The organism is Neorhizobium sp. 2083, from assembly GCF_031455615.1.
Lineage (GTDB): Bacteria > Pseudomonadota > Alphaproteobacteria > Rhizobiales > Rhizobiaceae > Neorhizobium.
Genome location: NZ_JAVDTC010000002.1, coordinates 296,118 through 310,356, shown reverse-complemented (window position 1 = coordinate 310,356; position 14,239 = coordinate 296,118). Strand labels below are relative to the sequence as shown.

15 protein-coding genes are annotated in these 14,239 nt (G+C 62.7%); 5 read left to right on the top strand and 10 right to left on the bottom strand.

Translation table 11 applies throughout. The features are described from left to right. Window positions 1-11 precede the first annotated feature (11 nt). The 4 genes from J2X76_RS09650 to ureG are packed head-to-tail and all read left to right on the top strand — an operon-like array spanning window position 12 to window position 2,490. Complete coding sequence (locus J2X76_RS09650) at window positions 12-680, top strand: TIGR02117 family protein (RefSeq protein ID WP_310215360.1); 669 nt, start codon at window positions 12-14, stop codon at window positions 678-680. A 12-nt stretch (window positions 681-692) separates the two neighbouring features. Then, the gene (gene ureE / locus J2X76_RS09645; RefSeq protein ID WP_113126580.1) at window positions 693-1,157 is read left to right on the top strand and encodes an urease accessory protein UreE; all 465 of its coding nucleotides are present in this window, start codon (window positions 693-695) and stop codon (window positions 1,155-1,157) included. Window positions 1,158-1,163: 6 nt separating this feature from the next. Then, window positions 1,164-1,835 carry an urease accessory protein UreF gene (locus J2X76_RS09640; protein ID WP_310215357.1) on the top strand — a complete coding sequence of 224 codons (672 nt, stop codon included), beginning with the start codon at window positions 1,164-1,166 and terminating at the stop codon, window positions 1,833-1,835. A gap of 43 nt (window positions 1,836-1,878) precedes the next feature. After that, the gene (ureG, locus tag J2X76_RS09635) at window positions 1,879-2,490 is read left to right on the top strand and encodes an urease accessory protein UreG (RefSeq protein ID WP_113126582.1); all 612 of its coding nucleotides are present in this window, start codon (window positions 1,879-1,881) and stop codon (window positions 2,488-2,490) included. Window positions 2,491-2,721: 231 nt separating this feature from the next. Here the strand turns inward: ureG and J2X76_RS09630 are convergent, their stop codons facing one another. The 10 genes from J2X76_RS09630 to J2X76_RS09585 all read right to left on the bottom strand — a co-directional run bounded on the left by J2X76_RS09630 (window position 2,722) and on the right by J2X76_RS09585 (window position 13,658). Beyond that, window positions 2,722-3,405: a Crp/Fnr family transcriptional regulator gene (locus J2X76_RS09630; RefSeq protein ID WP_310216514.1), complete on the bottom strand. Its 684-nt coding sequence runs from the start codon at window positions 3,403-3,405 to the stop codon at window positions 2,722-2,724. A 199-nt stretch (window positions 3,406-3,604) separates the two neighbouring features. Continuing rightward, entirely contained in the window at window positions 3,605-6,940 is a 3,336-nt protein-coding gene (locus J2X76_RS09625; protein WP_310215352.1) for an efflux RND transporter permease subunit, read from the bottom strand. Between the two features lie 11 nt (window positions 6,941-6,951). Further along, window positions 6,952-8,187, bottom strand: a complete 1,236-nt coding sequence (locus J2X76_RS09620; RefSeq protein WP_113126585.1) for an efflux RND transporter periplasmic adaptor subunit — start codon at window positions 8,185-8,187, stop codon at window positions 6,952-6,954. A 293-nt stretch (window positions 8,188-8,480) separates the two neighbouring features. Next, the gene (locus tag J2X76_RS09615; protein WP_113126586.1) at window positions 8,481-9,455 is read right to left on the bottom strand and encodes an ABC transporter substrate-binding protein; all 975 of its coding nucleotides are present in this window, start codon (window positions 9,453-9,455) and stop codon (window positions 8,481-8,483) included. Between the two features lie 60 nt (window positions 9,456-9,515). Next, the gene (locus J2X76_RS09610) at window positions 9,516-10,643 is read right to left on the bottom strand and encodes an ABC transporter permease (protein WP_310215347.1); all 1,128 of its coding nucleotides are present in this window, start codon (window positions 10,641-10,643) and stop codon (window positions 9,516-9,518) included. Then, complete coding sequence (locus J2X76_RS09605; protein WP_113126588.1) at window positions 10,640-11,524, bottom strand: ABC transporter permease; 885 nt, start codon at window positions 11,522-11,524, stop codon at window positions 10,640-10,642. Before J2X76_RS09605 ends, J2X76_RS09610 begins: the two co-directional genes overlap by 4 nt. Then, on the bottom strand, window positions 11,521-11,901 hold the full coding sequence (locus tag J2X76_RS09600; protein WP_310215344.1) for a DUF559 domain-containing protein: 381 nt from the start codon (window positions 11,899-11,901) through the stop codon (window positions 11,521-11,523). The genes J2X76_RS09605 and J2X76_RS09600 overlap by 4 nt, the downstream gene beginning before the upstream one ends. 235 nt (window positions 11,902-12,136) lie before the next feature. Continuing rightward, window positions 12,137-12,928, bottom strand: a complete 792-nt coding sequence (locus tag J2X76_RS09595) for an ABC transporter ATP-binding protein (RefSeq protein WP_310215341.1) — start codon at window positions 12,926-12,928, stop codon at window positions 12,137-12,139. Beyond that, the gene (locus J2X76_RS09590; RefSeq protein ID WP_162732142.1) at window positions 12,925-13,305 is read right to left on the bottom strand and encodes a hypothetical protein; all 381 of its coding nucleotides are present in this window, start codon (window positions 13,303-13,305) and stop codon (window positions 12,925-12,927) included. Before J2X76_RS09590 ends, J2X76_RS09595 begins: the two co-directional genes overlap by 4 nt. Continuing rightward, the gene (locus tag J2X76_RS09585) at window positions 13,296-13,658 is read right to left on the bottom strand and encodes a hypothetical protein (RefSeq protein ID WP_310215335.1); all 363 of its coding nucleotides are present in this window, start codon (window positions 13,656-13,658) and stop codon (window positions 13,296-13,298) included. The genes J2X76_RS09590 and J2X76_RS09585 overlap by 10 nt, the downstream gene beginning before the upstream one ends. Window positions 13,659-13,738: 80 nt before the next feature. Here J2X76_RS09585 and J2X76_RS09580 point away from each other — a divergent pair, with 80 nt between their 5' ends. Continuing rightward, complete coding sequence (locus tag J2X76_RS09580) at window positions 13,739-14,152, top strand: cupin domain-containing protein (RefSeq protein ID WP_113126592.1); 414 nt, start codon at window positions 13,739-13,741, stop codon at window positions 14,150-14,152. Window positions 14,153-14,239: the final 87 nt, after the last annotated feature.

Sequence of the window (14,239 nt, the reverse complement as noted above, 5' to 3'; positions counted from 1 at the left end):
GGAGCCCTTGAATGAAAAGGATCTTTCGCCGGCTGTTTGCCGCGGTGCTGTTGGTGGCTTTCGCGGTCGCTGCCGGGACGTTCGTCCCGCGGCCGCTGTTTGCGCCGAGCCGGGCAGCGGAGGTCGGGCAAAGGCGCATCCTGGTGCTCTCCAACCCGATCCACACGGATATCGCCATTCCGCTTTCCGCAGACACCCGTGCCGCCTTTGCTTTCCTGGGCGGGGCAGGCGTTCCGGTCTCCGATCCGGGCGCGGAATGGCTGGTGATCGGCTGGGGTGGGCGTGCCTTCTACCTGGAAACGCCGACTTGGGCGGATCTGAAGCCGATGCCGGTGTTCCGGGCACTGACGCTCGACAGGTCGGTCATGCATGTGGATGTGGCCGGCGGTATCGACGAAGGCCATCCGACGGTCATGCCGCTGGACCTGGGACCGGCGGAATTCCAGCGGCTTTCGGATTTCATCCAGACCAGCTTTGTAAGGCAAGAGGACGAGGTGGCCGTGGTGCCGGATGCGGCCTATGGTGCCTCTGATCGGTTCTTCGAAGCGAACGGCTATTTCAATGCGTTCGCCGGCTGCAATACCTGGACCGCCGCGGCACTTCGTGCAGCCGGTTTGCGCACTGGGCTCTGGAATCCGCTGCCGCAGACGCTTACGCTATCCCTCGAGCTTTTCAATTGACCGGAGTATCCCATGCAGCACATCCATTCCTATCATCCGGCAGGGGTGGTCACCGATCCGCCGGTCGATATCGTCATCCTGCCGCATGATCTGCGGCATCTGCGCCGCAAGCTGCTGCATCTTTCCAATGGCGAGATGGTGATGCTCGACCTCAAGGAGGCGGTGCTTTTCCAACACGGCGACCGGCTGGTGCTCGACAACGGCGACACGATCGAGGTGCAGGCGGCTCCCGAAAAGCTCTTCGAGATCAAGGCGCGCGATACGCTGCACCTGATCGAGCTCGCCTGGCATCTCGGCAACCGGCATCTCTCCGCGCAGATCGAGGAGGGGCGTATCCTCATCCTGCGCGACCATGTCATCCGGGCGATGTTGCAGGGGCTGGGTGCCGAGGTTGCGGAGGTCGAGGAAGGGTTCCAGCCGGCCCGCGGCGCCTATCATTCGCACGGGCCTCACGGCCATGACCATCACGGGCACTAAACTTCGGTGAGCGAAAACGTCGATACGAAAGCGCTTCTAAGGCTGATGGCCTGGCTTTCTCCGGCCTTCCCGATCGGCGGTTTCGCCTATTCGGGTGGACTGGAGCGGGCCGTGCATGACGGTCTCGTCAGGGACGCGGCGGGTCTCGGCGGCTGGCTTTCGAGCCTGCTGCGGCACGGTTCCTTGTGGAACGACGCCGTGCTGTTCGCCGAAGCCTGGCGGCGCTCCGGGGACGAGGCCGGATTGAAGGATACGGCCGAGCTGGGACTGGCGCTTGCGGGGTCGGCGGAGCGTCATACGGAGACGCTGGCGCTCGGCAAGGCATTCGCCGTGGCGGCATCCGCCTGGCCCCATCCGGTCCTTGATCGCCTTCCGGCGACCGTGCCGTTCCCCGTCGCCGTCGGTGCGGTTGCGGCGGCACATGGCGTGGCTCCAGCGTCGGCGCTGGCCGCCTATCTGCATGCCGCCGTTTCGCAATCCGTTTCGGCAGCGATCAGGCTCGGCGTTTCGGGACAGGCGGACGGTGTGGCTGTGCTGGCTGGCCTGGAGGCGCCGATCATCGAGACAAGCGAACGGGCGAGCCTCGCCACGCTAGACGAGCTCGGCGGTGCGGCGGTGCAGGCGGAAATCGCTTCTCTCCGGCACGAAACCCAGCATTCGCGGCTTTTCCGCTCGTGAAGGCGGGCTTAAGCTTGAGACCTGAATCATGAAAGGACGACACATGAAATCGGACAACGGACCCCTGCGTGTCGGCATCGGCGGCCCCGTCGGCTCGGGCAAGACGGCATTGACCGAAAAGCTCTGCAAGGCGATGCGAGAGGATTATTCCGTCGCGGTCGTCACCAACGATATCTATACCAAGGAAGATGCCGAGGCGCTGGTGCGCTGCCAGGCGCTCTCCTCGGACCGGATCGTCGGCGTCGAGACCGGCGGCTGCCCGCACACCGCCATCCGCGAGGATGCGACGATCAATCTGCAGGCTATCGCGGGGCTGAACGAACGTTTTCCGGATCTCGACGTGGTGTTCATCGAGTCGGGCGGTGACAATCTCGCGGCGACCTTTTCGCCGGATCTCGCCGACATCACCATCTATGTGATCTCCACCTGCCAGGGCGAGGAAATTCCGCGCAAGGGCGGCCCGGGAATCACCCGCTCCGATCTCCTGATCATCAACAAGAAGGATCTCGCTCCCTACGTCGATGTCGATCTCGACGTCATGGACCGCGACGCCTATCGCATGCGCGAGGCAAAACCGCATCTGTTCACCGACCTGAAACGCGGCGACGGCGTGGACCATGTCGTCCGGTTCCTGAAGGAGCAGGGCGGTCTTTAAAGCGTGCCGCGATCCTTCGGGCGTGCTCGGCAGGTTTCAGGTCTTTGTTTTACGCATGTTGCTATCGCAAACCCGCTCCACGCTTTTGCGCGACATGCTCCAGAAAAAATGAGGCCGGTGGCCCCCGAAGCCACCGGCCTTATTTGCACGCCGCGGTCCCGCCGCCCGCGTCGCGGCATGCATCCAAAGAGAGCCCGGACCCGCCCGGCCGGCCTCGCTTTCCCTCGAATTTCAGATTTCCCGCAGGGCCTGCACGTCACCGACCTGGATCACGCGTCCGCGCACCGTCACTCCCGTCCGCCGGAGAGTGGAGAATGCGCGGGAGAGAGCCTCGGGAGCCAGACCCAGCATGCCCGCGAGCAGGTTCTTCTGGAAAGGCAGGCGAATGGAGGCCGGGCCGCCATCCACCGGACAGCGGGTGAGGATGTAATTCGCCACCCGCTGCGGCGCCGTATGCAACCTGTCGTTGGCGACGCAGTCCATCGTGGTCATCAGATGTTTCGACAGCGAGGTGATCACCGCCTTGGCGATATCCCTCTCCTGTTCGGCCAGATCCCGCACCGCCTGCATGTCGAAGCGGGCAAGTGTCGTGGCTTCGGCCGTCTGTGCGTGATAGCGGTACTTGGTGCCGCCATAGAGCAGACATTCGGCAAAGGTGTCGCCCGGACTGCAGATCCGGATATCCGCCTCGCGGCCATCGCGATTGAGCTGATAGAGCCGCACGTAACCGCTGAGAACACAGTAAAAAGCGTCCGCATTCTCGCCTTCGCGAAAGATCGATTTGCGGTTCGTCAGGCTTATGACGCTCATGACCGATATCATCCGCATGAGAGAATTACCGCTCAGGCTGGTCAGGAAAGGCGTCTTCATCAGGACGGCCCGGTCCCTGTTGCTGAGCTTGAAGTTGCTGTTCATCATGTCCGCCGTCTCTTCCATAACCTGAACCGCTACGCATTCCCGATGCTGCTAAAATAACAGGTTCATGAAATCTGGTTTTGACATCGATCAAATCTGAATATTTTTTCTGCAATCTCCGCGAGCTGGCGTTTTTTAAACGAAAAACGCCGGACCAAGAGGCCCGGCGTTGTCGAAAAATCGGCTTTGGAGATGACGCTTATTCGGCAGCCAACGGCGGCAGGCGCAACACATTGCTGCTGGTCTGGGCACCGGGAGAGCGATCGTCGTTGGCGCTCGTCTGCCGTTCCATCTGGTTGAGGCGCTCTTCCAGGGAGGCGATCGTCTGGGCGTTCTTGCGCGCCTCCTGGCTGAGCTCCTCGTTGGAAAGACCGAAGTCCTCCTGTTCCTTCTTGCCGACCATGCGGCCGAAGATCTTGCCGAGCAGGCGCGACAGGTCGTCCATGATCAGGAAGAAGGACGGCACGACGAGAAGCGAAAGAACCGTCGAAACGATGATGCCGCCCATTACCGCGATCGCCATCGGCGCGCGGAACGAACCACCTTCGCCGACGCCGAGCGCCGAGGGCAGCATGCCCGCCGACATGGCGATCGAGGTCATGATGATCGGACGGGCGCGCTTGCGGCCGGCTTCCACCATGGCATGGACCCGTTCCAGGCCGTGACGCTTCATCTCGATCGCGAAGTCCACCAGAAGGATGGCATTCTTCGTGACGATGCCCATCAGCATCAGGATGCCGATCAGGACCGGCATCGACAGCGCGTTCTGGGTGATGATCAGCGCCACCGCCACGCCGCCGATCGCAAGCGGCAGCGAGAACAGGATGGTGAAGGGCTGGATAACGTCCTTGAAGAGCAGGATCAGCACCACCAGCACCAGCATCAGGCCCATCAGCATCGCATTGCCGAAGCTCTGCTGCATTTCCGCCTGAACCTTGGCGTCGCCGCTTTCGGCGAGGCGAACCGTCTTCGGCAGCTCGGTTTCGCTGACGATACGCTTGAACTCGGCCGAGGCCGTATCGAGCGCCGTGCCGAAGGGCACGTCGGATCCGATCGCCACGACGCGGTTGCGGTCGTTGCGCTTGATCGAGCTCGGGCCTTCCGAATAGTCGATGTCGGCGACGCTGTAGAGCGGCACGCTGGCACCGGCGGCTGTCTTGATCTTCAAGGCGCGGATGGAGGCCAGATCGCGGCGAACGTCGAGCGACGCCTGGACGCGGATCGGGATCTGCCGGTCGTCGAGCGAGATCTTGGCGAGGTTGGCATCGACATCGCCAATCGTCGCGACGCGGACGGTCTGGGCGATCTGCTGCGGCGTGATGCCGAGGCGCGAAGCCTCCGCCATGCGAGGCCGGATCTGCAGTTCAGGCCGGGGCAGGGCGCCTTCCGACGAGACGTTGGCAAGGATCGGCGAGGCGCGCAGCTTCGATTCCAGCATGCTGACGGCTTCGGTCAGGTCTGCCTCGCTGGTGGAAAGGAAGTTGAACGACAGATCCCGTTCAGCCCGGTCGTTGACCTTGGAGATCCGCACGTCCGGAATGGAGCGGACGGCGGCGAAGATATCCTTTTCGACATCCCATTGCGGACGGGTGCGGCCATTTTCCTTCATCTTCGGCACGAAGTCGCGGACGAGGGGGATGGAGCCGAGGCCCTTGTTGACCAGGGTCTTTACCAGCGAATGATCGATGTTCTGCAGGATGACGCGCACGGTTGCGCGGCGCAGTTCGAGGTCGCCCTTCGGCGAGGCGCCACCGAGAATGAACACGCTCTCCACACCGTCGATATGGCGGATCGCATCATAGACGACATCGGTGCTGGCCGCGGTCTCGTCGAGCGTCGCATTCGGCGGCAATTCTACCGACAAAACGACGCGCGAAGAGTCGTCCGGCGGCAGGAAGCTGCCGGGGACTTGCGAAAGCAGCATCACCGAGCCGATCAGGAAGCCGATTGCGGCGAGCATCGTGGTATAACGCCAGTACCAGCGGCGGGTCGTGCCGGTGACGAGGCGCGTATAGGCCTTCATGATCCAGCCGTCGTTGTCGTGATGGTCTTCCATCCCGTCTTCGGGGCTCATCAGATAGGCGGCCATCAGCGGCGTGATCAGTCGCGCCACTGCGAGCGAGAAGAAAACCGAGAAAGCGACCGTCAGGCCGAACTGGATGAAGTACTGGCCCGGGACGCCCGGCATGAACGAGACCGGCACGAACACCGCGATGATGGTGAAGCTGGTGGCGATCACGGCGAGACCGATTTCGTCCGCCGCCTCGAGCGCCGCCCGATAGGGCGTCTTACCCATCTTGATATGCCGCGCGATGTTCTCGATCTCGACGATCGCATCGTCGACGAGAATACCGGTCGCGAGCGTCAGTGCCAGGAAGCTCACGAGGTTCAGCGAGAACCCCATGATGTCCATGATCCAGAAGGTCGGGACAGCCGAGAGCGGAAGGGCGACCGCGGCGATCAGCGTGGCGCGCCAGTTCCTCAGGAACAGGAAGACCACGATGACGGCGAGGATGGAACCTTCCATCAGCGTGTGGAGGGCCGCCTCGTAATTGCCGTAGGTGAAGTAGACCGAGTCATCGACCATTTCGATCGCGACGTTCGGGTTGGCCTTGCGTACCTGGTCGAGGCTGGTGGCGACGGTTTCGGCAACCGAAACCTCGCTGGCGCCCTTGGCGCGGAACACGGCGAACGTGACCGACGGCGTGCCGTTGAAGCGCGAGAAGGATTTCGGCTCCTCATAGGTGTCGGTGACGTTGCCGAGCTCGGTCAGCTTGACGAACTGGCCGTTGGGCAGGGTGATCGTCGTGTCGGCGAGCTGGGCGACGCTGCGGGCATCGCCCAGCGTGCGGATCGTCTGTTCGTTGCCGGCCACCTGGCCGCGGCCCGAACCGAGATCGACGTTGGTGCCGCGCAGCTGGGTGCTGACATCGGCCGCGGTAATGCCATAGGCATCGAGTTTGGCGGGATTCAGCGAGACGCGGACTTCGCGGTCGGAGCCGCCGTAACGGTCGATGCGGCCGATGCCGGCCTGGCCCTGGAGGGCGCGCTTGACGGTGTCGTCGACGAACCAGGAGAGTTCCTCGAGCGTCATGTTTGGCGAGGAGACGGCGAATGTCTGGATTGCCTGGCCTTCGACGTCGACCTTGGTGACGACAGGCTCTTCGATGCCGGCCGGCAAGTCGCTGCGGATCTTGTCGATCGCATCCTTGGTGTCCTGCACGGCTTCGGCGGTGGGCTTTTCGATGCGGAAGACGACGACCGTCTGCGACTGGCCGTCCGTCACCGTCGACTGGATTTCGTCGATGCCGCTGATCGAGGCGACAGCGTCCTCGATCTCCTTCGTCACCTGCATTTCCAGTTCGGCAGGCGCGGCACCGCTCTGGGTCACGTTGATCGACACGACGGGGACGTCGATATTCGGGAAACGGGTGATCGGCAGCGCGTAGAACGACTGGATGCCGACAACGAGCAAAAGGGCAAAACCGAGCAGCGGCGCAATCGGATTGCGGATCGACCAGGCGGAGAAGTTCATGCGGCTAAACCTCAGTTCGCAATAGTGGCGGGTTCGGCCGGGACCGGGGCGATCTTGTCGCCGTCCCGAACGAAGGCACCGGCCTTCGCAACGACCAAGTCACCGGCCGTAAGACCGCTGACGACCTGAACGAAACCACCATCCTGGATGCCGGTTTCAATTTTCACCTGCTTGACGACGTTGTCCTCGACCTTTCGGGCGGTGGAACCGGTGCGGCCGGTGGTGACGGCCGAGAGCGGAAGCGCCAGCGCTTTGGCCTCGGCTATCACGATCTCGGCGCTGCCATACATGCCCGCGCGTGCGCCGCTCTCGTCGTCGATGACGATATGCACGGCGCCGAGGCGGGTGACCGGATCCACCGTCGGGGAGACGAGCCGGACCTTGCCCTCGATCTTCACCTTGCCACCGGCAACGGTCACCATTGCCTTCTGCCCGGTCTTGATCTTCTGGATATCGGTTTCGGAAAGGTCGGCCACGAGTTCGATCGCGCCGTCTTTGATGATCGTGAACAGCGGATTGCCGGTGCCGCTGGCGATGGCGCCGACCTTGGCATTGCGCACCGAGATTACACCGGGGACGGGCGCCTTCACACCGGTCCGGGCGAGCTTCAGGTCGATATCGTCGATCTGCGCATCGACGACCTTGATGTCGGATTCGCCGACCGTCACGGCCTGCTTGGCCGCGTTCAGCCGCGCCTGCGCGACCTCGACGGCAGCCGTTGCCTGTTCGAGCTGCGAGACGGTGCCGGTGCCGCTCTGGCTGAGCTTCTGGAGGCGATCGCGCTGGCGGGTCGTATCGGCGACATTTGCCTGAGCCTCGATCACCTGCGCCTGATATTGCGCGACGGCGGCCTTGGCCTTGGCCTTGTTGGCTTGCAGCTGGCTCTTCTGGAGAAGCAGTGCGTCGTCGTTCAGCGTCGCGAGCACGCTGTCGGCCTTCACCTCGTCGCCGACATCGGCATTCAGCGTCTTGATCGACAGCGCGTCCACGAGCGGCTGGACATAAACTTCCTCGACGGGCCTGATCGTGCCGGTGGCGATGACACGGTCGACGAGCGGCTTTTCGATCGCCTCCGTCACCACGATAGACGGCAGCTTGATTTCCGTCGGTGCAGGGGCCGGCGCAGCCGGATCCTGCGCAAATGCGGGAGCGGGCTGCTGCGTCAGGATTGTGGCATAGGCAGCACCTGCAATCAGTGCGAGCTTAAGGGCCGGGATGCCGGCAGACTGAGTGAACTTGCGAAACATGCGACTACTTTCAAACTGAAGTAAGGGGCAAATATTCCGCTGGGAACCGCTCCGGTTACGTCGCGCCCCCTCAGCGCACGGTAACCCGGATCAAGGTGGTAACCGCACAAAACGGTTACAAGACCAGCAGCGAAAGATTCATCAACGCTGCACTTTTACGTGTTTGCGTTGCACAAATCAATCCGTCGCCGTTATAGGATGAATGAGTTTTAGTTATGATTTACATTAGAAAAATTTCAAAAACGCGCAGCTAAAGAGCTGCGCGTTCTCTTTGAGCGAGCAACGGGCGATTATTATTTCAAAGCGGCGTCGGTAATCTCGGTCGTATAGGCGCCTTCCGGCTTCTTGGCGATGATCTTCTGGTCAAGCAGCGCCTTCACCGTACGGTCGTAGGTCGCGGTGTCGAGCTTGCCGGTGCCGGTGCCGATCAGCTTGGCGACTTCGCCCATCATGCGCTTCTGGTGGTTTTCGTCCTGGCCGCCATTGTCCATGACTATCCCGGCCGCTTCCGCCGGGTTGGCGATGGCGTATTTCCAGCCCTTCATCGAAGCGCGGACGAACTTCACCATGGTCTCCTTGAACTTCGGGTCCTTGAGCTTGGTGTCCATCACGTAAAGGCCGTCCTCGAGCAGGTCGTTGCCCATGGCGGAGAAATTGAAGACGGTGAGCTGGTCCGGCTTGAAGCCGGCATCGATCGCCTGCCAGTATTCGTTATAGGTCATGACCGAGATGCAGTCCGCCTGCTTCTGAATGAGCGGCTGCACGTCAAAACTCTGCTTCAGCACGGTGACGCCGTCCTTGCCGCCGTCGGTCTTCAAGCCGAGCTTGTTCATCCAGGCGAAGAACGGATATTCGTTGCCGAAGAACCAGACGCCGAGCGTGTGGCCCTTGAAATCGGCTTCGGTCTTTACCGGGCCGTCCTTGGGGCAGATCATCTGCAGGCCGGATTTCTGGTAGGGCTGGGCGATGTTGATCAGCGGCACGCCCTTTTCGCGGGCGACCAGCGCGCCGCCCATCCAGTCGACGATGACGTCGGCGCCGCCGCCGGCGATCACCTGTTCGGGCGCGATGTCCGGGCCGCCCGGCTTGATCGTGACGTCGAGGCCTTCTTCCTTGTAGAAGCCCTTGTCCTTGGCGACGAAGTAGCCGCCGAACTGGCCCTGCGCCACCCATTTGAGCTGCAGGGTCACCTTGTCGGCGGCGAGAGCCGCCTGGGCTGCGGCAAGCGACATGGTCCCTGCCATCAGTGCAACGAGAATTTTTCTCATGTTTTTTATCCTTCCCTCTGAGGTTTGCCGGGTCCGCCGAAACGGGCCGGATTTCAGCGCCTAACCACCGCGGTTAGACGGATGCCAGAACGTCGTCGCTCTTTCGCCAAGCGCCACGACACCATAAAAAACCGAACCGATGAGCGCTGCAACAGCGATTTCGGCCCAGACCATGTCGACATTCATGCGGCCGATCTCGGTCGAGATGCGGAACCCCATGCCGACGATCGGCGTGCCGAAGAACTCGGCGACGATCGCACCGATCAGCGCCAGCGTCGAGTTGATCTTCAGCGCGTTGAAGATGAAGGGCATGGCGGCCGGCAGCCGCAGTTTTACCAGCGTCTGCCAGTAGTCGGAGGCATAGGAGCGCATCAGGTCGCGCTCCATGGCGCCGGAGGCTGCGAGCCCCGCCACCGTGTTCACCAGCATCGGGAAGAAAGTCATGATGATCACGACGGCCGCCTTGGACTGCCAGTCGAAGCCGAACCACATGACCATGATCGGCGCGACGCCGATGATCGGCAGCGCCGAGACCATGTTGCCGATCGGTAAGAGCCCGCGGCGCAGGAAGGCGATGCGGTCGGCAAGGATGGCGACGACGAAGCCGGAGGCGCAGCCGACCACATAACCGAACAGGACGGCCTTGAAGATGGTCTGCTGCACGTCGGCCCAGAGGATCGGCACCGAGCCGGCGAGCCGTGCGCCGATCGCCGACGGAGGCGGCAGGATGATGAAGGGGATGCCGGCGCCGCGCGTCGCCGCCTCCCAGAGGATCAGGATCCAGACACCGAAGATCGCCGGGATCAGCAGCCGCAGGAAGGTATCGCCGGCGCCGGACCTGGGGCGTAGATGAGACAACACTGCGACGCAACGCCAAGCCAGCAGCCATGAGGCCGCGAGCATCAGGAAAAAGGCGAGTGTCGCCTTGCCCTCGTTACCGGCGATGCCGGCGAGCAGCAACCAGACCGCCAGATGGGCCGCGACGAACAGGATCGTGGCGAGGAGAGGCTGGGAGAGCTTCGTGAACGAGATGGCTGCCGCGCCGGCAACCATCAGGAAGACCAGGGCGACGATGCCGGTGCCGAAGGGTGAGGGGGCATCCGCCGCCATCAGGGGCAGGGAGGCCAGGGCGGCGAGGCAAAGGGCCACGGCGGCGGCACCCTGCCAGGAGCGAAGAATCAGGGTCATGCCGGCCTCCCGCCCATCGAGCGATCGACGATTTTCGCGACGATGCCGACGATGGTGACCAGAAGTGCCGCCAGAACCGAACCGGCGATCAGCGCCGCCCAGATGTCGATCGTCTGGCTGTAATAGGCCGCGGCCAGCAGTTTCGAGCCGATGCCGGCGACGGCCCCGGTCGGCAGCTCGCCGACGATCGCGCCGACCAGGCTTGCGGCGATCGCCACCTTCATCGAGGTGAACAGGAAGGGGATGGAGGCCGGGACCCGTAGTTTCCAGAAGGTCTGGGCGCCGCTCGCATAATAGGTGCGCATCAGGTCGAGCTGGATGATCTCGGGCGAGCGCAGGCCCTTCACCATGCCGACCGCGACAGGGAAGAAGGAGAGATAGGTGGAGATCAGCGCCTTGGGGATCAGGCCGGTGATGTTGATCGCGCCGAGCACGACGATCACCATCGGCGCGACCGCGAGGATCGGCACCGTCTGCGAGGCGATGATCCACGGCATCAGGCTGCGGTCGAGCGCCTTCAGATGCACGATGCCGACCGCGATCAGGATGCCGGTCAGCGTGCCCATGGTGAAGCCGAGGACAGTCGAGGAGAGGGTCACCCAGGCATGGTAGACGAGGCTGCGATTGGAGGTGACGCTGCGCAGGAACGTATTTTCGAAGACATTGCTCACCACCTGATGCGGCGCCGGCAGGATAGGCTTCGGCTGCGCCATGGTTTTGCCGATGAATTCCATCGTGGTGGAGGTGACGCCCGCGCGCCGGTCGAGATCGCGCTGGAACGGGGCGTTCATGAAATAGGCGGCGACGTACCAGATGGCGACGATGGCGATCAGGATGGTGAGGACCGGGATGATGCGTTGGGCGAGGGTGTCGGGTTTCATGCGAACTCCCTCTTCAGAAAAGGAGCTACGTGTTTTTCCATGACCGTGAAGACGTGGTCCGGCCCTTCGAGAACCTGATCGTTGTCGAATCTCAAGATGGTGAAGCCCTGGCTTTTCAGGAAAGCGTCTCTCCTTATATCGTGCTGGCGGCCATGATCGGTTTCATGGCTGTCACCATCCACTTCCACCACAATACGCACTGCAAGCCAGGCAAAATCAGCAATATAGGGACCGATCGGTGTTTCGCGCCGGAAGCGCGCCCCATAAGGTCGGAAATCGCGGAGCATATCCCACATCGCGGATTCGGCTTTCGTTAGTTCGCGGCGGAGTGTTTTAGCGCGTGTTCTGGTTTGGGGAGTGATGTTGGAGTGGGGCATTTAGATTGCTCCTCGAACATCAGGAAGAAAGACCCCGCCCCAACCCCTCCCCACAAGGGGGAGGGGCTTAACCTGCGGCAGCCTTCCCATTCTCTTTCCGACGGTGCGTCTTGGAGCGGCGTTGCTGTTGGATGGGGCGGTGCGGCGCGGTAAGTCCCTCCCCCTTGTGGGGAGGGGTTGGGGAGGGGACTTGCCTCCGCACTCCCGACGATCGGCTCCCCGCCTCCGCAAAACCTCACTCCTCATAACTATGCCCCGCCCTCAAGCCCTCGCGCACCCGATGCGCAATCTCCAGGAACTCCGGCGTCTCGCGGATTTCGAGCGGGCGTTCCCTGGGCAGGGTCGATTCGATCACGTCCGTCACCCGGCCTGGCCGCGGCGACATGACGACGATCTTGGTGGAGAGATAGACCGCCTCCGGGATGGAGTGAGTGACGAAACAGATGGTCTTTTCGGTCCGGGCCCAGAGCTTCAGAAGCTGCTCGTTCAGGTGATCGCGGACGATCTCGTCAAGCGCGCCGAAGGGTTCGTCCATCAAAAGTAGGTCGGCGTCGAAGGCGAGCGCGCGGGCGATCGAAGCGCGCTGCTGCATGCCGCCGGACAGCTGCCAGGGGTATTTCTTGCCGAAGCCGGAGAGGTTGACGAGATCGAGGGTGCGCTCGATGCGGGCTTTGCGATCCACTGAGGAATAGCCCATGATCTCGAGTGGCAGGGCGATGTTCTTCTCGATCGTCCGCCAGGGGTAAAGCGCCGGCGCCTGGAAGACATAACCGTAGGAGCGGGATTTGCGCGCTTCTTCCGGCGTCATGCCGTTGACGGTGATCTCGCCGGAGGTCGCCTTTTCGAGATCGGCGATGACGCGCAGGAACGTCGTCTTGCCGCAGCCGGACGGGCCGATGAAGGAGACGAAATCGCCCTTGTTGACCGTGAGATCGACATTCGAAAGCGCATGGACGGGGCCGTCACCCGTCTCGAAGGTGAGGCCGAGCTTGTTGGCCGAGACGACGGAGGATGGAGCATTGTTCATCGGCATTTCGGCATCGGTCCCAGTTTGGTCCCGTCCGGGAAGCTGACGGTATAGCCCTTGGCGGATTTGGTGAGTGTCGCCGTGTCCTCGGGGCCGACTTCCCCTTCGGCATCGCATTGCGCCTTGATGGTAAACCCGGTGGCCGTCTTCGTGGGCGCACCCTTGAATTCGCAGGCGGAAACGGAGGTCGTCACCCCGTCGTCCTTCAGCAGCAGGAAGTCGTCGGCGCCGGACGATTCACCCGTTTTGGCATAGATACAGCCTTCCTTGCTGCCATAGGCTCCGTCGAGGAAGGTCACCGCCTTGGCGGGAACGGCAACCGACATAACGGCAAGCACTGCCGATGCGGTGGTCAAGCGGATGGTATTCAATGACATTTCTCGAAAGGCCCCCATTCAAGTCCGTCTGCGAAGCGTACAGTATAGACATCGCCGTTGCGCAGGATATCGATCATTGCCGTGTGCTGACCTTCTTCCCCTTCTTCGTCGCAGAGCGCCTCCGTCCGAAAGCCGCCGACGATCCGTCTGGGATTTCCCTTGAACGTGCACTGTGAGGCGAACGTCGTTACGGCTTCTTTCGTCAGCGTGGCGGCAAACTCCTCCCCATCGCCGGTCCGGGCCACCCGGCAGCCTCCTTCGGCGCCATAGGTGCCTTCGATCTCCGGCACCTGGGCGCCAGCGCCGGAAGCGGCCGTCATCGTCAGAAGCAGACAGGCCAGCCCGAAGGCCATCTTTTCGTTTGCGCCCGCTCCCGTCCCCGCGCCGCCGTGATATGCTGGCAGCAGATCCCGTTCGACAGAGGAATTTGGCCATGGACAGTGCATCAAAGCCCACCTGCCATGTCGTGAGGCCCGGCGCCGCCTATGGCGGCAAGCAGGGCTTGAGCTATTTCGAGGGGATCGCGGCAGAAACGGTCGGCTCCAAGGGCATCTGCATGCATCTCGTCACCATTCCGCCGGGCGCGCGGGCGAAGGCCCATCTGCACGCAACCCACGAGACGGCGATCTACGTGCTCTCCGGCTCCGCCGTCACCTGGTACGGCGACCGGCTGGAGGAATGCGCCGAACTTTCGGCCGGCGAGATGATGTACATCCCCGCCGGCGTGCCGCACTTGCCGGCCAACATTTCGGACGCGCCCTGTTCGGCGGTGATCGCCCGCACCGACCCGAACGAGCAGGAGAGCGTCGTGCTTCTGCCGGAGCTGGACGGGCTGGTGAAAGGGTAGGTCTTCCGCGGACGAGTGGGTGGCGGCCCCCCCCTCTGTCCTGCCGGACATCTCCCCCTCAAGGGGGGAGATCGATATGCCGGGCCG